The 19345-nt window shown below is 68.9% G+C and carries 20 protein-coding genes; 7 read left to right on the forward strand and 13 right to left on the reverse strand.

The window, feature by feature from the left end; all coding sequences use genetic code 11:
• Nucleotides 1-118 precede the first annotated feature (118 nt).
• From KY501_RS04170 to KY501_RS04205, 8 genes are all read right to left on the reverse strand, one after another.
• Nucleotides 119-745 carry a DUF47 domain-containing protein gene (locus KY501_RS04170; protein ID WP_224361204.1) on the reverse strand — a complete coding sequence of 209 codons (627 nt, stop codon included), beginning with the start codon at nucleotides 743-745 and terminating at the stop codon, nucleotides 119-121.
• 37 nt (nucleotides 746-782) lie between these two features.
• On the reverse strand, nucleotides 783-1451 hold the full coding sequence (locus tag KY501_RS04175; RefSeq protein WP_224361205.1) for a DUF4956 domain-containing protein: 669 nt from the start codon (nucleotides 1449-1451) through the stop codon (nucleotides 783-785).
• The gene (locus KY501_RS04180) at nucleotides 1438-3117 is read right to left on the reverse strand and encodes a dTMP kinase (RefSeq protein WP_224361206.1); all 1680 of its coding nucleotides are present in this window, start codon (nucleotides 3115-3117) and stop codon (nucleotides 1438-1440) included. The genes KY501_RS04175 and KY501_RS04180 overlap by 14 nt, the downstream gene beginning before the upstream one ends.
• Nucleotides 3117-4370 (reverse strand): porin, encoded by a 1254-nt coding sequence (locus KY501_RS04185; protein WP_224361207.1) that lies wholly within the window; start codon nucleotides 4368-4370, stop codon nucleotides 3117-3119. The genes KY501_RS04180 and KY501_RS04185 overlap by 1 nt, the downstream gene beginning before the upstream one ends.
• Before the next feature lie 45 nt (nucleotides 4371-4415).
• The gene (locus KY501_RS04190) at nucleotides 4416-5183 is read right to left on the reverse strand and encodes a VTC domain-containing protein (protein WP_224361208.1); all 768 of its coding nucleotides are present in this window, start codon (nucleotides 5181-5183) and stop codon (nucleotides 4416-4418) included.
• Entirely contained in the window at nucleotides 5180-6769 is a 1590-nt protein-coding gene (locus KY501_RS04195) for a CotH kinase family protein (protein WP_224361209.1), read from the reverse strand. The genes KY501_RS04190 and KY501_RS04195 overlap by 4 nt, the downstream gene beginning before the upstream one ends.
• A 169-nt stretch (nucleotides 6770-6938) precedes the next feature.
• Nucleotides 6939-7355, reverse strand: a complete 417-nt coding sequence (locus tag KY501_RS04200) for a DUF2000 domain-containing protein (RefSeq protein WP_224361210.1) — start codon at nucleotides 7353-7355, stop codon at nucleotides 6939-6941.
• Nucleotides 7356-7394: 39 nt separating this feature from the next.
• The gene (locus tag KY501_RS04205; RefSeq protein ID WP_224361211.1) at nucleotides 7395-8282 is read right to left on the reverse strand and encodes an AraC family transcriptional regulator; all 888 of its coding nucleotides are present in this window, start codon (nucleotides 8280-8282) and stop codon (nucleotides 7395-7397) included.
• A gap of 162 nt (nucleotides 8283-8444) precedes the next feature.
• Here KY501_RS04205 and KY501_RS04210 point away from each other — a divergent pair, with 162 nt between their 5' ends.
• Nucleotides 8445-9995, forward strand: a complete 1551-nt coding sequence (locus tag KY501_RS04210; protein WP_224361212.1) for a sensor histidine kinase — start codon at nucleotides 8445-8447, stop codon at nucleotides 9993-9995.
• Nucleotides 9980-11371: a sigma-54-dependent transcriptional regulator gene (locus KY501_RS04215; RefSeq protein ID WP_224361213.1), complete on the forward strand. Its 1392-nt coding sequence runs from the start codon at nucleotides 9980-9982 to the stop codon at nucleotides 11369-11371. Before KY501_RS04210 ends, KY501_RS04215 begins: the two co-directional genes overlap by 16 nt.
• Before the next feature lie 2 nt (nucleotides 11372-11373).
• Here KY501_RS04215 and KY501_RS04220 read toward each other — a convergent pair whose 3' ends face one another.
• Nucleotides 11374-11724: a hypothetical protein gene (locus KY501_RS04220; protein WP_224361214.1), complete on the reverse strand. Its 351-nt coding sequence runs from the start codon at nucleotides 11722-11724 to the stop codon at nucleotides 11374-11376.
• A gap of 102 nt (nucleotides 11725-11826) precedes the next feature.
• On the opposite strand from KY501_RS04220, the gene KY501_RS04225 reads away from it, so the two are divergent.
• The gene (locus KY501_RS04225) at nucleotides 11827-12237 is read left to right on the forward strand and encodes a VOC family protein (protein ID WP_224361215.1); all 411 of its coding nucleotides are present in this window, start codon (nucleotides 11827-11829) and stop codon (nucleotides 12235-12237) included.
• On the opposite strand, the gene KY501_RS04230 is transcribed toward KY501_RS04225, so the two are convergent.
• The 4 genes from KY501_RS04230 to KY501_RS04245 form a co-directional block, all read right to left on the reverse strand.
• A complete protein-coding gene (locus tag KY501_RS04230; protein ID WP_224361702.1) occupies nucleotides 12213-13622 on the reverse strand; it encodes a WS/DGAT/MGAT family O-acyltransferase in 1410 nt (469 codons plus the stop codon). The genes KY501_RS04225 and KY501_RS04230 overlap by 25 nt on opposite strands.
• A gap of 63 nt (nucleotides 13623-13685) precedes the next feature.
• Nucleotides 13686-14498: a hypothetical protein gene (locus tag KY501_RS04235; RefSeq protein WP_224361216.1), complete on the reverse strand. Its 813-nt coding sequence runs from the start codon at nucleotides 14496-14498 to the stop codon at nucleotides 13686-13688.
• 23 nt (nucleotides 14499-14521) lie between these two features.
• Complete coding sequence (locus KY501_RS04240; protein WP_224361217.1) at nucleotides 14522-15520, reverse strand: class I SAM-dependent methyltransferase; 999 nt, start codon at nucleotides 15518-15520, stop codon at nucleotides 14522-14524.
• A gap of 150 nt (nucleotides 15521-15670) precedes the next feature.
• Complete coding sequence (locus tag KY501_RS04245; RefSeq protein ID WP_224361704.1) at nucleotides 15671-16444, reverse strand: ABC transporter ATP-binding protein; 774 nt, start codon at nucleotides 16442-16444, stop codon at nucleotides 15671-15673.
• A gap of 132 nt (nucleotides 16445-16576) precedes the next feature.
• On the opposite strand from KY501_RS04245, the gene KY501_RS04250 reads away from it, so the two are divergent.
• Genes KY501_RS04250 through KY501_RS04265 form a run of 4 tightly spaced genes read left to right on the forward strand, consistent with a single transcriptional unit; the run spans nucleotide 16577 to nucleotide 19199 of the window.
• Entirely contained in the window at nucleotides 16577-16753 is a 177-nt protein-coding gene (locus tag KY501_RS04250; RefSeq protein ID WP_224361218.1) for a microviridin/marinostatin family tricyclic proteinase inhibitor, read from the forward strand.
• 21 nt (nucleotides 16754-16774) lie between these two features.
• Nucleotides 16775-17788 carry an MvdC/MvdD family ATP grasp protein gene (locus KY501_RS04255; RefSeq protein ID WP_224361219.1) on the forward strand — a complete coding sequence of 338 codons (1014 nt, stop codon included), beginning with the start codon at nucleotides 16775-16777 and terminating at the stop codon, nucleotides 17786-17788.
• Nucleotides 17785-18798, forward strand: a complete 1014-nt coding sequence (locus tag KY501_RS04260; protein WP_224361220.1) for an MvdC/MvdD family ATP grasp protein — start codon at nucleotides 17785-17787, stop codon at nucleotides 18796-18798. Before KY501_RS04255 ends, KY501_RS04260 begins: the two co-directional genes overlap by 4 nt.
• A gap of 38 nt (nucleotides 18799-18836) precedes the next feature.
• A complete protein-coding gene (locus tag KY501_RS04265) occupies nucleotides 18837-19199 on the forward strand; it encodes a cupin domain-containing protein (protein WP_224361221.1) in 363 nt (120 codons plus the stop codon).
• Nucleotides 19200-19345: the final 146 nt, after the last annotated feature.

A 19345-nucleotide genomic window follows, 5' to 3' on the forward strand; every position in this document is an offset into this window, starting at 1 on the left:
CCTCGCACGAACAGCGGCGGGCAAGGGCCCGCCTGGAGTGATAGCCCCTCTGGCGGCAGGAATGAACCGAACTGGTATGGCCAGCATACCAGTTGGCTCGGACCGCGCCCGGAGGGGCTCAGGAGTGCTCCAGCACCACGCCCTCGATGACGTCCGCCACGTCCAGGCACTTGTCCGTGGCCGTCTCGATCAAGTCGTAGATCTCCTTCCACTTGATGAGAGTGACGGGATCCACTCCGCTCTTGAAGAGCCGGCCCATCGCCGCGCGCAGCACCTCGTCCGCCTGCGTCTCCAGTTGCTTGATCGCCTTGCACCCCGCGAGGATCTGCTCCGGTTGCTTGATGAGCCGCAGAAGCGCCACCACCTCCTGCACCTTCTCCGCGCACATCACCAGCAACCGCGCCAGCTCAGCCGCGTCTGGCAATCCGGTCTGGATTTCGTAGTAGAGCAGCCGGGCCGCCGCCGCGTGGGCGAAGTCCAGCACATCGTCGATGCGCGACAGCAGGGAGTGGATCTGCGTCCGGTCGAACGGGGTGATGAACTCCTTGTGCAGCCGGTTGACGGCGGTGTGCGTCACCTCGTCTCCCTTGAGTTCGATCTCCTCGATGGCCTGGACCCGGTTGGCCACGTCACGGTAGTCGCTCAGCAGCGCGTGCAGCATCCGTGTGCCCTCCACGGTCATCGCGCACTGGGCATCGAAGTCGTTGAAGAAATCGTCAGTCTTGGGCATCAGCTTCCTGAGCATTCGACCTCCTGAGCTCCGCTCTCGTCGCAAGACACCGTCAATCCGGATCAATCGATGCGCTCTGGACTCCGGGCAGCCGTTTGCGCACGGCCTCCAGCAATGCCAGCCCGTCCGTCCGCGCCGGCACGGTGAGCTCCACCACCGCAGTGCCCTCTCGCGATTCCGAGGCCTGCTCCAGCGAGAGGAAGCGGGCCGTCGGGTGCATCTCCCGCAAGGGAGGGATCGCTGCGCTCAGGTCCTCGAGCCCCAGCGACAGCCGCACCACCTCCATGCGCCCCTCGCTGGTCGCATCCAACACCAGCAGCACGCAGCCGAAGAACGCCGCCGCGCAGAGCGCGATCGACGCCGCGCCCAGCCCGCATCCCATGCCCACGCCGATCATCACGAACATGACCGCCGCGTCCCGCGGATCCTTGATGCCAGAACGGAAACGGATGAAGCCTCCGAGCCCCACAAGGCTGAACGCACGGGACATGCTGTCGCCAATGACCGTGGTCACCAGCGCGCCCGCCACGGCCACCAGCACCTGCGTCTGCGCCGTCTGGGAGACGAGCGCGGGCGCATTCGGCAGCACCTTGCGCCACGGCCGGTAGGCCAGGATCCCTCCAAGCACCAGGGCCAGGGTAAAGCGAAGCAGCAGCATCAGGGCGTTGAACTTGTGCGGACCCGCATCCAGGTCCTGCATCACCGTATCAAGCGGTGGCATGCAGGGCTCCCCGAGCGGTATCCGGTGCACCGCGCGCGGCCTGGCGCAGCAGGGCGAAGTCCTGAGGGTGACTCGCCAGCAGCCGCTCGGCGAGGACTCGCCCACGAGCCATCTGCAGCAGAGGCCCCAGGCTCCTCACCGTCGCCGCAGGCCAGGAGTCCGCCAGCGCCGTGCGCAACCCCCAGGCCGCGCCGCCTTCCAGACCCCACATGGAGTCCAGCACCTCCTCGCACTGCGCACCGAAGGACTCCCGCAGCGCCCAGGCGCGAGGAGTGTCCAGGCCATCGAGCGTGCTCAAGACGGCCCGAGGCGCACGCGCCACGTGCTGCTCGCGCAGCTCCCAGGCCCGAGGGCTCATGAGCCCTCCCACCGAGCGCAGCACCGCGTCCGGAGCAATGGCCCACGCGCGCTTGCGCCACGCCCACGCCTGCTCGCTGTCCAGCCCTCGGATGGAGCGGCACGCCGTGCGAGCCACCTTCTCCAAGCCGAGCGCCTCTTCCCCGCCAGCATCCGAGAGCCACCTCAACCGCTCGGCCCAGGCCCGCTCCGTATCCAGTCCCTCCAAGGAGGCGATCACGCTCTCCGAGGCAGAGAAGTAGAGCCGCTCGCGCAGCCGCCACGCCTGCTCCGAGTCCAGCAGATCCAGGGACTCTGCCACCGCCCCGGGCGCCCGCTCCGCCAGCCGCTCGCGAAGCTCCCAGGCCTCCGGCGTATCCGCCGTCTCGTTCCTCAGGGAGCCCAGCACCTGGACTGGGGCCGCGTCCGCGAGCTGCCGCCGGAGTGCCCAGGAGACCACATCCGTGAGGCTACCGAGGCTGTGCGCCACCAGCTCCGGGCAGCGCGCAGCGAGCAGCTTCCGCCGCTCCGTCATGTCCTCTCCCTCCATTCCCGAGAGGAAGTACGCGGCGAGCGAAGGCTCCTCCTCGGCCCAGATGTCGATGTGACGGAGGAAACTCGCACGGGCCTCCACCACCGTGCGGACCACCGGGGGCATCGGACGGGAAGCAGGCACTGCAAGCACGGCTCCCGAACGCGCCTGGAGGATCTCCTGGACCACCTGCTGGACGAGCGTCTCGAGCGGCACACCCGCATTCTCGAGCAAGCGCCAGCGCTCGGGAGACTCGGCCGCCAGCGTCCGATAGCCCGAGCGCAGCCGCACCTGGAGCCCTGCCCCCGCCAGCCCCTTCCGAGACGGAGAGCCAGGCTTCGGCGTGAGGATCTTCGACAGGCGCCGGCGGGCCTTCGCCAGGGCGGGATCCACATCCATGAGGAAGACGCGGTCCGGCGCCAGGCCTCGCGTGCAGGCATCGACCACGGGCCGAACCACCTGCTCGGACAGCCCACGGCCCCAGCGCGCGAGCACCTCAGCCGTGTAGAAGAAGCGATCGGTGATGACGACCTCGCACTCGGCCAGCGCGGGGCGCGTCACCTCTTCCAGCAGCTGGGCCTCTCGCGCGGTGTAGAGCAGCAACTCGGCAGTGGGAGTGAGCGCCAGGTTGGCGGGATCCCGCGTGAAGCGCCGCAGCCCCTCGGAGACGGGAGACGCCAGCGTCCCTCCCTCGCGGACATGCCGGACCCGGAGGCCCGCCTTGCGCAACTCCTGAGCCACACGGTTGGAGAGGGTCGTCTTTCCAGACCCGTCGATTCCCTCGAAGACGATCAACATTAGAAGCCCACCTCCAGCTGCACCAACAGGGCCCGCCGCGAGGCAAGCCCGTCATCCAGGGACAGGAGCGCGGGAGAAACGCCCGCGCCCACCTTGCGCACCTCGAACTGCGCCTGCACCCGCCACCGCTCCCACATCCCCGCGTTGAGGCCCAACGAGCCCTCCCACAGCAGGTCCTCCGCGCGGTCGCGGTCGGGATCGATCGCCGACACCATCAAGACAGGCTCGAGGTAACCCTTGCCCGCCTTGGCGCCGCCGATGCGCCACGCGGTCACCGCGCGGCCCATGAGGGCATTGCCCGTTCCGCCGATGAGGGCGGCCTTGCCGGTGATGAGCTCGGCCCAGGTACGCAGCGCCCCCGAGCCGAGATTCAAGGTATGCCGAACATCCAACTCCGCGAGCCAGCTGCCCTGATCGCCCCCAGCACTGGCGCCCTTGGGCTGCAGCAGCGCGGAGGCGCCTACCACCACGGGTCCCACATCCCAGGTGCCGCGCAGCGCGGGCATGAGCCCAATCCCGCGCTCCAGCGCGACCTTGCCGTCCAGGTCTTTCGTCTGGAACACCGCCGCCTGCAGCTTCAGCTCGCGCTCGCAGCTCGGGCACTTCCACTCGAGCTGAGCTCCCGGGCGCCGGCCACTGAGGCTCAAGGAGTCATCCAGCACATCGCGCAGCAGCCCGCGCCGGACGAGCGGGAGCCTCGTGGTGGACTCGGACTCCACCAGCGAGAGGGGCATCTTGAAGCGCCCGGCCCGAGCCGCGAACCCGTTGGCGATCTTCAGCCAGGCGTACGCATCCTTGATCTCGGCCCGGACATCGAACTCCACCACGGCGCGCAGCCGCTTCTTCCAGCGGTAGGTCACCTCGACTCGCGCGGAGGGGATGGAGAGCTCACCCGCCCAGATGCCACCCTCAGGGCGCTCGAGGTTCTCGCGCACATCGAGGCGGCCTCCCACCTCCACCGAACCGGCCGCGGTGGAGAGCACGATGGCCTCATCCTTCGCATCCGTGGGCGTCGAGTCCTCGGGGCTGTCCGCCACCGAGGGAGCGCCGGAAGCCGATGGAGCCGCGGACTCCTGGGTGGCTGGAGCCGAAGATGCCTCCGTTGCCGGAGCGGAAGCCTCGGGTTGCTCCGAAGCAGGAGCCTGCGCCCTGGCGGAGAATCCCACGAGGAGCAATGCGGCGAGGAGCAGTCTCCCGCCAGCGAGGGCCCCGAAGGGCCGACGGCGGGAGTCGGAGAGGAACGCGTCAGACACGATGCAGAATCCTTGAAGAAGCCACGCCAGGAGGGCCGCGGGGGGTCAGCGTGCTCGGGACAACGGAACGGGAAGCAGGCCACCAAAGAGGGCGCGCATCCCCTGTTCGAACTTCGAGCCCTGGCTCTCGGAGGGCCCCAGCAACCGGAGCGCGTGCTCCAGCCAGAACGGCGGGCGCCCCTGCCACTTCACTTCGAGCAGGGCCGCGGGAGAACGCTGGAGCACCTGGGAGGGGAGCGCGGAGCTCCCCGGTGCGGGCGGCAGCGCGAAGAGCAGATCCTCATCGAGCGTGATGCGGACCCGGCCATCGGACGTCTCGTGCGTGGTGCGCCGATACCAGGCCGTCACCCACGGCTTCACCGGTGTCGCGAGGAACTGCTTCAACAGTGCGCCCGCCGTGCTCTCGTCCGAGAGCGGCGCGCCGGTCAGCAGCGCCTCCGCCTCTGCCCCGGAGACAGGGCAGCGGGACTTCATCCGCCGCTCCCCAGAGGTCACCTTCAGCTCGAAGTACCGCAGGCCTGTCAGGACAGCGGGCTGGCCCAATTCCGCGGCGCCCGCGTACTCGCGCAACCGCAGGCGCTGCGCCCGGCCCGTGCCTCGGGAGCTCAGCAGGGCCAGTTCCTGGGTGTCGAAGTACGTCGTGCGTGTGAAGGCGTAGGGGTAGTCGCTGGCGTACAGACGGGGCTCGGTATAGGGCCCCGTGGCGTTCAAGAAGGCCTCCACCGCTGCCTGCGGAGGCAGGAAGCGCCGCTCGTGATCCAGCATCGGTGAGTGGCACTCCATGGAGGAATCCGTCCAGGCCAGAGCGCTCATGGGGAGGTACCAAAGGTCGTCTTCACCGCGGCCTCACGCTGCTCGGCGAACTCGAGCAGGCCCGACGCGCCGGCGAGGGAGTCCTGGAACTGCTGCGCACTCGTATAGGTGAAGCCCTGCACCTCGGCGTTCTCACCCACCACCCACGGGGCGATGAGCTCATGCGCCTGCTGAATCCGGGCCTTCATCGCCGCCGCGGAGGTCGGGCCCAGAATGGACTCGCGCGCATACTGCTCGTACCGGGCCTTGTACACCGCATCATCCAGGAGGTAGCGGATGAGCGGCCAGTCCGCGGTGACCTCGGAGAGCGTCAACGAGCGCCCCTGCATGGAGGACAGGGCCAGGTTGTGGTCCCAGGTGATCCAGTGCACCCGGTTCCCATCGTTCGGGTCCGCGTAGAGGTAGTAGTTGTGCGGCATGGACCCGTAGCTGTCCCAGTTCGTGATCACCGTGTTGATGGCGAGCCACTGCAGGAAGCCGTCCACGTCCAGCTTCGCCTCGAGCCCCGCGCGCCAGGCCGCGGCGTCGCTGCGATCCGAGTTGAGCGCGGTGATGAGCGCCTGCACGCTCTCCCAGCCCTTCTCGGCGGCGTCGCTCTGGGCCTCGAAGGAAGCCTCATCGAACGTCCCGAGCCGGGCACCGGTGCCGTCCGCCTCGTAGAGCGCGCCGTCGTGATTGCCGAAGTGCGTGTCCAGCAGCGAGGACTGGGGATCCTCGGCGACGGTGTAGAGGCCGAAGTACTCGGGACCGTTGCCGTGGTCCACGTACACGGCCATGAAGCCGGTGTGGGCCGCCGGCACTCCCGCGGCGAGGAACGTGTCCGAGGCCACATGGTCCCGGATGTACGAGACATCCCCCTGGTTGCTGGAGAGAGACAGCTTGCTGAAGCCGTAGAAGTGCTGGCCTTCGATCTCGGGGTGGTCGTCCTCGAACTTGTCGAAGTTGAGCCGCAGGGGCAGCTTGCCCACGCCGGAGCGCCAGCCCCCCGACAGCGTGGAGTTGCCCTTGTAGCGGATCCCCACGTTCCACCACGTCTTGCCGTTGAATTGCACCGTCGACTGCACATACACGGGCGTGCGCGGGACGAGGTCCACGCCTCCTCCACCGCCCGGGCCGCCCTCGCCGCCACCAGGGCCACCGCCACCGCCGGGTCCGCCCTGAGGCGCGCACAGGAGGGCCTGATCCATGAACTGGGCGCACGTGGAGGTGATGGTGGTGCCGTTGAAGTTCGCCGTGCAGGCATCACCCGCGGCCTTGCCCTCGCAAGCCTGCGTCAGCTCCACCGGAGGCCCTCCACCTCCACCACCGGGCCCTCCACCTCCTCCACCTCCGCCAGCGCCCTCTCCGCTGCCCGTGCCGAATGCGCCGAGCATGTCCGTCATGTCGTCCTGCATCGCCTGCCAGTCCTCGGCGGAGATGACGATGTCGAACCGCTGGACCTTGTCGGCAGGGAAGACGGTCTCGTAGTCAGGAGGGGCGTTCTTGCCGTGCGTCTCGTCGGTCCAGCCCTCGGGTCGGCCATCACCACAAGCGACTGTGAGCAACACAAAAGCGCCCAGCGCGCTCAGTCTCGAAACTCCCGGCATACGACTCTCCCTGAAGGGCGAAGTGGCCCTCTGCCCGGACCGGCGCCTTGCCGGCCCTGGTGCTGCGAGGAGACACCCTGCCTGGAAGTCGTGACCTGTTTGTTTCGTGACTGTGACGAACTATTTCCACGGAAGCCTTGAATGGCAGGTTTCCGGGCTGGCAGCCGATTCACCCGTGAAGGGCCAGTCCTTTCACCGCTTTATCCACCTGTTTCCGATCCCCTCGCACCGCAAGGCCCACCAGATCGAGGTCCTCCGGGTTCTCGGCCCGGAACACCGTGCGGTTGGCTTCATCGTTTCCTGTCGAGAACATGGCGCCCACGTAGACAGCGGTGGTCAGGCCGCGATCAACGGCTGCGCGGTGTGCGCCCTGAAGCTGGGCCCGGGACGCGCTGAAGATCATCATCGGCTGGCCGAGCAGGCGGCAATAGCGACGGCCCGCGGCGTCCTCGTAGGGCTCGCCGATGGCCTCCGGGGCGGCGGAGGCGATGCCGGTGGCGAGGAAGGCAGTGACATTCAAGCGCTGCCAGGTGGCGAGATCATCGCGCACGATCAGCGCGACCTTGGTGGTGAACGGCTCGGGCATGGGTGTCTCCTCTGTTGAGGCGAATCCTCAGCGGAGGAGTCACTGCCCGTCTGGAACGTTTGTGCACATCGCGCGGTAGGCGGCGGGGGTCAGCCCGAAGGCGCGGCGGAACCAACGGCCCAGGTGGCTCTGGTCGGCGAACCCCACCGAGGCCGCGACAGAGGCGGGCACTTCCCCCAGGGCGAGCCTCCGGCGCGCGGCGGCCAGGCGGAGCTGGACGAGGTAGGCGTGGGGTGGCAGCCCATAGGCCGCTCGGAAGGCTCGGGACAGTTGGAAGCGGTCCGCTCCACAGAGCCGGGAGAGCTCATCGAGCCCGAGGTCCTCCTCCATCCGCTCCCGCAACAGGTCTCGAGCACGGCGCGCGGCGCGGGTGGCGGTCTCTCCCATCCGGCTGACAACGGACGCTCCGAGGAGCGGATTGAGCGCGGCGGCCAATGTGTCCAGGGCCTCATCTCGCGCGAGCCGCGACTCTGGCTCGTGGAGCCTCCAGAAGGCCCGGCGGATGGCGAGTGCGAGGCGGGGCTCGTCATTGAGCGTGGCGCGGAAGCCAGGGTGCACGTGCGGGAAGGCACCATCCGCCGCCCGGGTGCAGGCCTGGGCCAGCCAGGAGGGAGCCAGGTAGAGCATCAGGTACGTGAAGCCCTCATCGCCCCGAGCCTGGCCGTCATGCGTCTCTCCCGGCTCGATGAGGATGACGCGCCCGGGAGTGCTGCGGTGAAGCGCTCGGCGGCACGAGAACTCCTGGAGCCCCTGCTCCGTCACGCCCACGAGGTACTCGGCATGGAAGTGGGGATCGTACGCATGGCCCGTGAAGTGGGCGCGGATGGTCTCGATGCTCGTGGCCGAATCACGGGTGACGTCGACCCAGTCATCACCAGGCGGGCGTGCGCGGGCACTTCCCGGGGAGTGCAAGCGGGGACCGGACATCTCAAACCCGCACTCTAGACCCTTCAGAGAAGTTGCGAACTGGTATGGCCAGCATACCGGTTGGTTCTGGTCCGGCCCGACAGGGGGGCTCCTTCGCGGGGACCGGACTATGATGGCGCGGAGCAAGGAGCAGGGCGCGTTGGGCAACAGGGGGAGTGAGACATGAGCGGGCAGGCCTGGCTGAGCCTCGTGGCGTGCGCGGGGCAGCTCGCACTGGCGGGGCTGGCCCTGGCGCGCGTGGGACGCAGCCCCCTGGCCCTGCCGCTCTCGCTGTTGTCCATCGCGCTATCTACGTGGAACTTCTCCCACTTCGCGTACGGCGTCTCCGGCGAGGAGGGCTGGCGGCTCGTCGCGCTCAGCGCCACGGTCATCACGGCCCCCTGCGCACTGCACTTCATCCTCGCCTTCACCGGCCAGCGGCGCCGCTTCGCCGTGGTCATCTACTCCACCTATGGCCTCTTCGGCCTCTTCGCGGCGGTGGCCCTGTCCGCGCTGGGCTCTCCGTGGATCGCGGCGCGCGCCAACTCGCTCACCTTCGCCCGGCTGACGCTGCTGCTCGTCACCTTGCTGCTGGGCCTGGGGTGGGGCCTGCTGCTGCTCCACCTCCGCCGAGCACTGCGCCTGGAGGAGCGCATCCGCACGGCCCTGCTCCTGTTGGGCCTGGTGCTCCTGGTGGCGCTGCCCGGCACGAACCTCATGGCGGACCTGGGGCTGAACGTGCCCCGGCTGGGCACTCTGGGCACACTGCTGGGACTGCCGGTGATGGCCACCGTGGCCCTGCGCTTCCACCTCTTCGGCAAGGACCCGAGCGGCTCGGCGCTGTACGCGGTGACGCTGACGGTGGTGGGCGTGCTGGCGTACCTCATCGTCTTCCGGCTCTTCGCCGCCGAGCAGGGCGCACTGGTAGTGGGCACCGCCGCCATCACGTTCGCGCTGCTGGCCGCGGCCCGCCGAGGGGTGAGCGCCTTCGTCACCCAGCGCGAGCGCCTGGAGCGCCTGGCCACCCTGGGTCGCTTCTCGGCGCAGATGGCGCATGACCTGCGAAACCCCATCGCCGCGCTCAAGGGCGCCGCGCAGTACCTCCAGGAGGAGCACGCGCAGAAGCGCCCCTGGGACGACAAGGGCGAGTTCCTGGACCTGCTGCTGGACCAGGTGGAGCGGCTGGACCGGGTGGTGAGCACGTACCAGCGCCTGGGGCGCGTGGAGCCACTGCCTCGGCCCCTGGATATGAACGGGCTGGTGGCGGACGTGCTGTCGCTCCAGGCCTTCGCCGGGTACGCCAACGTGAAGTTCGAGCGTGCCCTGGACCCGGAGCTCCCGCGCTGCGCGGGGGACTACGACTTGCTGGCCAACGCACTGGAGAACCTGGTGCGAAACGCATGCGAGGCCATGCCCCAGGGCGGCACCGTCACCGTGCGCACCCAGCGTGAGAATCCGGAGGCCGGAGGGGTAATGGTGAGCGTGGAGGACACGGGCGAGGGCATGGATGCTCGCACGCGGGAGCGGGCCTTCGACGAGTTCTTCACCACGAAGGCCCAGGGCAGCGGGCTGGGGCTGGCGTTCGTGCGGCGGGTGGTGGAGGCGCACGGCGGAGCGGTATCGCTGACGAGCCGGGAGGGGCGGGGTACCATCGTGAGTCTGCGCCTGCCCGCACCCGAGGCGCACGAGGGCGTGTCCGCCCCAGGAGAAGGAGCACCGTGGCCGAGCCCCTGAAGGGAAGCGTGTTGCTGGTGGACGATGACCCCGCCGTGGCCAAGGTGCTCGGCGCGCTGCTGGCGCAGGCGGGGCTCACGGTGCACACCACGAAGAACGGGGCGGAGGCGCTCGCCGTCCTGGGGCAGAAGCCCATCGACGTGGTGGTGAGCGACGTGAGGATGCCGGGCATGAGTGGCCTGGAGCTGCTGGCCGAGGTGACGCGCGCCTACGCGGACGTGCCGGTGGTGCTCATCACCGCGCACGGCACGGTGCCCATGGCGGTGGAGGCCATGAAGGCGGGCGCGGCGGACTTCATCCTCAAGCCGTTCGACCGGGAGGAAATTCTCTTCACGATCCGCAAGGCCCTGCTGCGTGCGCAGGGAGACGCGGAGCGCCAGCCCCTGAAGACGAGCGCCTTCGTGGGCCGCAGCGCGGCGATGGCGGAGGTGGAGTCCCTGCTGCGGCGGGCAGCGGGAGGCACGGCGACGGTGCTGCTGCGCGGCGAGTCCGGCACGGGCAAGGAGCTGGCGGCCAAGGTGGTGCATGACGAGAGCCCTCGCCGGAGCGGCCCGTTCGTGAAGCTGCACTGCGCGGCGCTGCCGGAGACGCTGCTGGAGAGCGAGCTGTTCGGCTACGAGAAGGGCGCCTTCACCGGGGCGGCCACGCGCAAGCCGGGCCGGGTGGAGCTGGCCAACGGGGGTACGCTCTTCCTGGACGAGATTGGCGACATCACTCCGCACGTGCAGGTGAAGCTGCTGCGGCTGCTGCAGGAGCGGGAGTTCGAGCGGCTGGGCGGCACACAGACGCTGAAGGTGGACGTGCGCTTCGTGGCGGCCACCCACCGGCCGCTGGAGGAGATGGTGAAGAAGGGAGAGTTCCGCGAGGACCTCTTCTACCGGCTCAACGTGGTGCCGGTGTGGCTGCCGCCGCTGCGGGCTCGGCCCGAGGACACCGAACCGCTGGCGCGGCACTTCCTGGAGGTGCACGCCAAGGCCAATGGGAAACAGCCCTTCACTCTGGCACTGGATGCGCTCCAGGCCCTGCAGGCCCAGCCCTGGCCAGGCAACGTGCGCCAGCTCCAGAACTTCATGGAGCGGCTGGTGGTGCTGTCGGACGGACCTGCCCTCACCGGAGAGGACGTGGCGCGCGAGCTGTCACGGCAACCGGGGCTGATGCCCGCGCCGCCCCAGGTAGCCCCCCCGAATGCCGCGCCCGTAGCGACGCCTGGAGGGACCGAGCCGAAGACGCTGGAGTCCCAGCGCCGGGAGACGGAGCGGCAGGCCCTGCTGGACGCGCTGAGGCGCGCCGGGGACAACCGCACACTGGCCGCGCGGCTGCTGGGCATCAGCCGCCGCACGCTCTACAACAAGCTCGAGGAGCACGGGCTGGTGTGAGCTCAGAAGCACCCGGGGATGGGGTTGTTCACGCCGAAACAGCGCGTGTAGCAGGAGCGCAGCAGATAGCCCCAGTTGTCCAACCCTTCGCCCAGGGTGACAGCCCACGAGGGATAGCCCACGTCCTCGCGGAAGCTGAGCTTGTCTCCATAGGACAGGGTCTTGATCGGATCCTTCGAACCCGCGGACGGCGAGTAGTTCGCGTACATCGTCGTGCTCTGGCACGTCACGATGGCGTGAGCCGTCGAGGTTCCCTCCGGCCCGCTGTTTTCAAGGGTTCCACCTCCACACGCGAGTTGCAGCGCTGCCAGCGGCGTGGCCCACAACAGCTGGGCATTCCTCTTCGTGCTCATGGTGAGATGGCTCCCCCGGTGGACATCATCCAGGCCATCCTACATTTTAGGCTTTGACAGTCAATACCTGATTTGCACGAATTTCACACTGAGCGAGGGTCCATGTTGGAGCTGCGCGTCTGCATCGACGTCGATGATCTGGAGAAGGGGATCGCGTTCTACACGCAGGGTATGGGTCTACGGTTGGGCCGGCGGTTTGGAGACAAGGCGGCGGAACTGCTGGGCGCATCGTCCCCCATCGACATCCTCGCCAAGCCCGCGGGGACCCAGGCCACCGCGAGCGCATCGTCCACGCGGGACTACCGCCGACACTGGACACCGGTCCACCTGGACTTCGTAGTGACGGGGCTCGACGCGGCAGTCCAGCGGGCACAGGCGTACGGGGCCACGGTGGAGCAAGGCATCAAGGAGCAGGAGTGGGGCCGCATCGCCATCCTGGCCGACCCGTTCGGCCACGGCCTGTGCATCCTCGAGTTCAAGGGCCGGGGTTACGACGAAATCTCCGGAGGCTGACCCCGCTCCGTAGAGGAAGAGGCCGCCGAGGCCAGCGCCTGGAGCTCATCCCGGAAGCCGCTCACCAGCCGATGCGGATCCGGCACCAGCCCCGCATCCACCGAGACTCCCACGGTGACTTGCCCGGCGTAGCTGAAGATGCTCACGCCCAACCCCACCCGAGCCGACTGAGGGACCCAGAACATCAGCCCGGCCAGCTTCGTGCCCGCCAGGTACACCGGATGCCGAGGCCCGGGGACGTTCGTCATGATGAGCGTCCCCTTCGAGGCCAGCGCATCCACCGCCGCCCTCTCCACAGCCGCCGGAGCCATCCCCGACATCCCCAGCATCCCGAACGTCAGCGCCGCCTCCGGAGAGCGCTTCAGCGCATCCATCCGCTGCTTCAGCAGCCGGAGCCTCCTGTGCGGCTCCACCTCCTTCACCGGCAGGTCCAGGAACACCAGCCCGAAGCGGTTGCCCAGCTCGCGGGGAATGGGCTCATTCAACGGCCGCAGGTTCACGGGGATGAAGACGCGCAGATCCTCCACCGGCCCGCCCCGCTCCTCCTGGTACCAGCGCAGCGCCCCCGTGAGCGCCGCGAGCAGCACGTCGTTGATCGTGCTCTCCATGGCGCGGCCAAGCGCCTTCACCTCTTCGAGAGGAATGGGCTCCGACCAGGCCGCCCGTTTCTCCGTCCCCAGCTTGCCCCGGAACACCGTGGGCGGATCCGACGGCATCAGCGCCAACCGGCTCAGCGCCGCCGCCCCCCGCGCCCCCTCGCGCACCAGGTCCCCCATATGGATCGGCTCGGAGATCAGCTCCGCCCCGCGCTTCCACGCCGCACGAGTCCCCGAGGCCACCGCGCGCGCCCCGCGCAGCAACTTCATCCACCCCGGCGTCGAGGACCGCTCCGTTAGCAAGGGCTCGGGCGTGAAGTGCTCCTCCGCGCCGTCGTCCATGAGCGACAGCAGCACCCGCGCCAACGCCATGCCGTCGGCGATGGAGTGGTGGATGCGGGCCAGCAACGCTCCACCCTGCCCGAAGCCCTCCACCAGGTGGCACTGCCACAGCGGACGCGAGCGATCCAGCGAAGTGCTCATCCACTCGCTCACCAGCGTCTCCAGCGCCTCCCGGTCTCCTGGCGGCGGAACCACGGCATGCCCCAGGTGTGACTCCAGCTCGAACGCCGGATCCTCTTCCCAGTACGGCGCCGAGAGCAGCCCATCGGGCACCACCAGCCGCTGCCGGAAGCGGGGGAAGCGCTCCACCAGCCGCTCTCGCAGCACGGCCTTCAGTCGCTCCCAGTCCGGATGCTCGTCGAACCAGAGCACCGCGGTGATCATCATCAGGTTCGTGGGCTCCTCCATCCGGAGCCACGCCGCGTCGATACCCGCCATCCGTTCCATCGTCACGCCCTGTAGTACCTCACCTCGGCGCGTGTCGCGGCAACGGACTGCGCGAGGCCCGCGCTACTTCTTCTTCGCAGGCTCTGGCGCGCCATCTCCCTGCACGCGCTGGAACTGAAAGGTGCGCTTCGTCTCGTCGTCCGCGACGAGGGTGAGCGTGTCCTTTTCCACGGTGAACGTATAGCGAGGCCCCATGAACCGGCCCTTCGACAGCCCGAAGGTACGCGGCTTGCCGCACACCTGCCCCACGGCCTGCCCGTCCTTCGGGAGCAGCACCACCTTCTCATCTCCACTCACGGCGAACGTGCCCCAGGCGCGCACCGCCAGCGAATTCCCCCGCCCGAGCGTGGCCTCCTTGAGCTCCGTGGACAGCAAGAAGCATCCGGAGGGCGTCACCTCCAACGTCCTCACGTAGTCGGGGCGGGGCTTCGGATCCAGCTCGGCCGGCTCCTCCTTGGGCTCGCCGGTGAGCGTCGCCGCCGACAGCTCCCACCGCCCGATGACTTTCTCCAGCCCCTTGCCACCGCCCTGGGCCTGGAAGCCCGCGCACGGCTGCGGATTCTCCTTCTCCGGGCTCCGGGGGGCCGGCTCGAACGCCTGCTGGCACGTGCCTCCACACATCTTCGCCGAGCACGTGCTGTCATCTGGCGCACAGCCCGCCTTCTCGGTGCACGCCCGGAGCCGCGCGAGCGCCTGCTCGCAGCCCTCGCGCATGCACTGCTCCACGCACTCCGAATCGATGCATTCGGACACGCAGACCCAGTTGGTGGTGCCGCATACCCCTCCAGAGAGGGTCCGCGGCTTGCGAGCGGGAGCCTGGGCCATGGCGGACAGCGCCCAGCCCAGGATCAGGAAGACACAAAGTGAACGCGCCATCGTCCTGACGAAGGTAATCCTCGTCAGTCGAAGCGCCAGCGCCAGGAGGTGACATCCTCCAGTTCCGGCATCTCCAGATCGAGGCTCAGCGCATCCCCCAGGGAGAAGGCTCGCGAGTCCACGCGCAGCAACATCATCGGCATGGGGTTGTTCTCCCTCAGGGGCGAGGCGGAGAAGGACATCTCCTCGTCGAAGGATGCTCGGTAGAAGACACAGAAGCCATCCAGCCGGCCCGCGCGTCGCACCGTCCGCGTGAACCGCAGGGAGCGCGGCATCTCCCCGAGCTTCACCGTCTCCAGGTCGAAGGTGAACGCGGGCTCCGGCTCGCACAGCAGGTGGGCCACCTCATAGGAGCGGATGAGCCGCGTGAAGTACGAGGGGTTCATCGCCTCGCGCAGCGTCTGCAGGCAGCTGAAGTCCACGCTGGGCAGGCGCTGGCTCCAGATGAAGGGCAGGCAGGCCTCGTCCCGGAGCTGCACCGGCTCGATGAACACCTCGAAGCGGTGCGGGAGGATGCGCCCACCGGTCCGCAGCAGCCGCTCCCGCAGGCCCACCAGCCGGGACACCAACCCCGCATCGAAGAGCGCCGGGCCCAGCTGCTCGTGGAGCAGCACGTCCACCTTCTTCTCCGGAGGCGTGAAGCGCCGGCTGTCCTCCCGGACGAAGGCGATGACATCCGACAGCCCGTGGCGGCGAGCCACCCACCGCGCCGTGTCCAGGTGACGCGAGGGATCCACCGCATAGAGACGACGCGGCCCCCGGTGCGCCGCCAGCAGCGCCCGCAACCCGGTCCCCGTCCCCACGTCCATCACCACCTGCCCGGGCCGCACGTACCGTCCAATGGCGCTTCGGTAGGCCTCCACGCGAGCCGGATCCGCGAGCGTCGGGTCATGCGGCGCGGGGCTCGACAGCGTCAGGCTGTCCGGCAACACATGGCGCAGCGTGTTGACGACCGGGTGGTTGCGCAGCCGCGCCTGGAGATCGAACAACGCCTGCCGTGGCAGGTCGAGAAGGTTCACCATGTGACGAGTCCCCCCGGGCATCGAGCCCGCTCCCGGACAGGAAGCGCTCGCTGAGCTCCCTCGACCGGGCCCCGCATGCTCTGCGCCTCGGAGGGGGACGGCCATGGGACCTCGGTACGAGCCCACCATCCACCTCTGAACATTACGGGTTCAGGGAGGCAGGCGCGTGTCGCCGCGCGGGTGCCGGAGGGCCTCGCGCTGCAGCCAGTCCTGGAGGAAGGCCTTCACCGCGGGGTGCCTGCACTGACGGAACTCCTCCGGAGGCGAGTGCTCGACGATGCGCCCCTCGTGGAGGAAGGCCAGGCGGTCCCCGACATGAAACGCCATGGACACGTCCGGAGTGACGATGAACGAGGTGGCCCCCACCCGCTTCTTGCCGGTGACGATGACGTCGATGACGGACTCGGTGGTCAACGGGTCCAGGCCGGCCGTCGGGTCGTCATAGAGGAGCACCCGGGGCTGGAGCACCACGGCCCTCGAGAACGCCACGCGCTTCTGCATGCCCCCGGAGAGCTCGCCCGGGTAGAGGCTCTCGGCGCCCTGCAGCCCCACGAGCGCGAGCGTGTGCCGCACCTGCCGAGCCACCTCCTCCTCGGGCAGGTGGGCGCGCTCGCGCAGCGGGAAGGCCACGTTGTCGAAGACGGTGAGCGAGTCGAACAGCGCTCCGGCCTGGAAGAGGATTCCGAGCTTGCGGCGCACGGCCTCCATCTCCCGAGCGGAGAGCTGGTTGAGCGTCTCGCCATCCACGCACACCTTGCCCGCGTCCGGCCTCAGCAGACCGTCGATGTGCTTCATCAACACCGTCTTGCCCGAGCCGGACACGCCCAGCAGCACGCAGGTGGTCCCCTCGGCCACCGTCAGGTCCACCCCGCGCAGCACCTGCTGCTCGCCGAAGGACTTGTGGACGCCTATCAGCTCGATCATCGGTCGTGACACGGCACGCTCCCATGCACCGGGGCGCGGGGGATGATAGCCGAGCAGGGGCCAAACTGGATTGACGCGCTCTGGCTGCCTCGACTAGGCAAGTGGGTCTCCCCAACCCCAGGAGGCCGCACCATGGAGAAGCAGAAGAACGAGACGCAGCAGAAGCCGCAGGCCAAGAAGCCGTTCTTCGCGCGTCTGCTGGAGACGCAGGAGCTGGAGTCCGTGGCGGGTGGCTACGCCGAGCCCATCGACTCCACCAACAAGTCCCCCTCCGACAAGGAAGACCACTCGCTCCCCAGCGACCTCTGAGCCACCGCGAGCATTCCCTGCATGTCCGCCCTCCGCCGCGTGGTTCTCCTGCTCACCCACAGCGGTGACTACTACACGGTGGATCGCGTGGCGGAGGAGCTGACGCACCGGGGCTACCACCCGGTGCGGCTCGACACGGACCGCTTTCCCGCGGAGTGGGCGCTGGCAACAGTGCCCGGGCAGGAAGGCTGGCTGAAAACTCCCGCGGGCGAGCTGCGGGAGCAGGAGCTCCAGGCGGTGTGGCTGCGCCGCGTGGTGCTCCCCCGCTTCGACGAGGCCCTGGAGCCCGCCTACCGCGAGGCCTGTGCGCGCGAGTCGCTGGCCACGCTCGAAGGTTTCCTCGACACGCTGGAGCCCTCGGGCTGCCGCTTCGTCAATGCTCCTGGCGCGGAGCGACTCGCCCAGAACAAGGCCCGGCAGCTCCGGCTCGCCCAAGCCCTGGGGCTGGAGGTGCCGCGCACGCTCATCACCAATGACGCCTCCCGGGTCCGGGCCTTCTTCGCGCAGGTGGAAGGCCGAGCCGTGACGAAGATGCTGACGCCGCTGAGCCAGTCCATGAACGGCTCGGAGCCCTTCCTCTATACGAACGAGCTGCGCGCCGAGCACCTCGATGAGCTGGAGGGGCTGAGCTACAGCCCCATGGTGTTCCAGGAGCGGATCCCCAAGGCCCGAGAGCTGCGCGTCTCGGTCGTGGGAGAGCGCTGCTTCGTGGGGGCCATCGACACCTCGCGCTCGGCGGCGGGCCAGGTCGACTGGCGGCGCTCGAAACCGGGCGAGTGCCCCTGGCAGGCTGGCACCGTCCCTCCAGAGGTGGCGACGCAGCTGGTTCGGCTGGTGGCGATGCTGGGGCTGAGCTACGGCGCCGTGGATCTCATCGTCACCCCGGAGGGCCGACACGTGTTCCTCGAGGTCAACCCCGGCGGCGAGTGGGGCATGCTCGAGAAGGAGCTCGGCCTGCCCATCGCCGCGGCCCTGGCCGAAGCGCTCACGGCCCCAGTCCACCCCGCAGCCGGCCCCAGACAGGAGATCGGATGACCATCCTGATCGTCACTCGCACCGGGGACAAGAACGCACCCGTCGCCGTGGCCCGCGCGCTCGAGGCCCGCAGCGAGCGAACGTACCGATTCGACACGGACCTGTTCCCCACCGAGCTTCAGCTCCTGCTCGACGAGGCCGGCGGCGGAAGGCTCGTGGGCCCCGAGGGTGAGCTCGCCCTGTCTGACATCACCGCCGTCTGGTATCGCCGCAACGAGACGGGAGGCCGCATCCCCCAGGACATGGATCCGCAGCTCCGCCACCCCTCGAGGGAGGAGAGCCGCCGCGTGGTGTACGGCCTGCTGGCCTCGCTCGGTGTGTTCACGGTGGACCCGCTCGACCGGGTGTGGCGGGCGGACCACAAACCGCTCCAGCTCAAGCTGGCACGAGCGCTGGGTCTGGAAGTCCCTCGCACGCTGGTAACGAACAGCCCGCCCGCCGTGCGCGCGTTCGCCGCGAGCTGTCCCTCAGGCATCGTGACGAAGATGATGACGGCGTTCTCCGTGCACGACGAGCAGAACCGAGAGCACGTGGTGTTCACCACCCCCCTGGGGCCCAAGGATCTGGAGGACCTCGAGGGCTTGGACCTGTGCCCCATGACGTTCCAGGAGCTGATCCCCAAGCAGATCGAGCTGCGGGTAACAGTCGTGGGGCAGCAGGTCATGGCGGCGGCGATCGACTCACAGGCCCTGCCGGGCGCACGGCACGACTGGCGGCGCGAGGGGTTGACGCTGATCGATGCGTGGAAGCCCTACGAGCTGCCCGAGCCGGTGCGTGTGCGGTCACTGAAGCTGATGGATGAGCTCGGGCTCAACTACGGAGCGTTCGACTTCATCGTCACGCCTGAGGGCCGCCACGTCTTCCTCGAGGTGAACCCAGTCGGCGAGTTCATGTGGCTGACGCGCAGCCCGGGGCTTCCCATCGTCGAGGCGCTCGCGGATGTCCTCGCAGGGCGCGCCCCTCGCCGCATGGTCCCCCCTTTGGTTGCCCCCGGAGCCGCACCGCGCTGATAGCCTTGCGGCCTTCACACCTTCCCGAGGAACGAACCGTGCCCACCCTCATCCCCGCCCCCACCCGTATCGAAGCCGCTGGCAACAAGCCGAAGCTGATCGACGAGTACGTGGGCCGCGTGAACTCGAAGACCTCGGAGCTCAGCGTGGCCCACATGCGCAGCCCCGGCGGCTGGGTGGAGCCCGGACAGACGCCCCAGTTCCGCGAGTTCACCGTGGTGCTCAGGGGCAGCCTGCGCGTCGAGCACAAGGGTGGAGCGCTCGACGTGAAGGCAGGCCAGGCCGTGATCTGCGAGCCCGGCGAGTGGGTGCGCTACAGCACGCCGGGGGACGAGGGCGCCGAGTACATCGCCGTCTGCCTCCCCGCCTTCTCTCCGGACACCGTCCACCGGGATTCGTAGCCAGCGCTCGGCTCTCTGCCTCCCGGCCGCGGTCCTCCCCGGGGCAGCAAGCAACCAGGAGGGCGTCTCCCCTCGGGAGCGAGGCACGCCCGCTCCCCGTGCCAGCGGAGTCGTCGCCTTTACAAGCGGCACATCCCCCCTGAGAC

It is taken from the genome of Hyalangium versicolor, assembly GCF_020103695.1.
Lineage (GTDB): Bacteria > Myxococcota > Myxococcia > Myxococcales > Myxococcaceae > Hyalangium > Hyalangium versicolor.

Bases quoted from the DNA above. Each gene is read 5' to 3' on its own strand.
- KY501_RS04240 (WP_224361217.1), bottom strand. From the start codon at position 15,520: ATGGTGAACCTTCTCGACCTGCCACGGCAGGCGTTGTTCGATCTCCAG.
- KY501_RS04235 (WP_224361216.1), bottom strand. From the start codon at position 14,498: ATGGCGCGTTCACTTTGTGTCTTCCTGATCCTGGGCTGGGCGCTGTCC.
- KY501_RS04205 (WP_224361211.1), bottom strand. From the start codon at position 8,282: ATGTCCGGTCCCCGCTTGCACTCCCCGGGAAGTGCCCGCGCACGCCCG.
- KY501_RS04195 (WP_224361209.1), bottom strand. From the start codon at position 6,769: ATGCCGGGAGTTTCGAGACTGAGCGCGCTGGGCGCTTTTGTGTTGCTC.
- KY501_RS04260 (WP_224361220.1), top strand. From the start codon at position 17,785: ATGACCATCCTGATCGTCACTCGCACCGGGGACAAGAACGCACCCGTC.
- KY501_RS04225 (WP_224361215.1), top strand. From the start codon at position 11,827: ATGTTGGAGCTGCGCGTCTGCATCGACGTCGATGATCTGGAGAAGGGG.
- KY501_RS04200 (WP_224361210.1), bottom strand. From the start codon at position 7,355: ATGCCCGAGCCGTTCACCACCAAGGTCGCGCTGATCGTGCGCGATGAT.
- KY501_RS04250 (WP_224361218.1), top strand. From the start codon at position 16,577: ATGGAGAAGCAGAAGAACGAGACGCAGCAGAAGCCGCAGGCCAAGAAG.
- KY501_RS04210 (WP_224361212.1), top strand. From the start codon at position 8,445: ATGAGCGGGCAGGCCTGGCTGAGCCTCGTGGCGTGCGCGGGGCAGCTC.
- KY501_RS04190 (WP_224361208.1), bottom strand. From the start codon at position 5,183: ATGAGCGCTCTGGCCTGGACGGATTCCTCCATGGAGTGCCACTCACCG.
- KY501_RS04245 (WP_224361704.1), bottom strand. From the start codon at position 16,444: ATGATCGAGCTGATAGGCGTCCACAAGTCCTTCGGCGAGCAGCAGGTG.
- KY501_RS04170 (WP_224361204.1), bottom strand. From the start codon at position 745: ATGCTCAGGAAGCTGATGCCCAAGACTGACGATTTCTTCAACGACTTC.
- KY501_RS04175 (WP_224361205.1), bottom strand. From the start codon at position 1,451: ATGCCACCGCTTGATACGGTGATGCAGGACCTGGATGCGGGTCCGCAC.
- KY501_RS04230 (WP_224361702.1), bottom strand. From the start codon at position 13,622: ATGGAACGGATGGCGGGTATCGACGCGGCGTGGCTCCGGATGGAGGAG.
- KY501_RS04180 (WP_224361206.1), bottom strand. From the start codon at position 3,117: ATGTTGATCGTCTTCGAGGGAATCGACGGGTCTGGAAAGACGACCCTC.
- KY501_RS04220 (WP_224361214.1), bottom strand. From the start codon at position 11,724: ATGAGCACGAAGAGGAATGCCCAGCTGTTGTGGGCCACGCCGCTGGCA.
- KY501_RS04255 (WP_224361219.1), top strand. From the start codon at position 16,775: ATGTCCGCCCTCCGCCGCGTGGTTCTCCTGCTCACCCACAGCGGTGAC.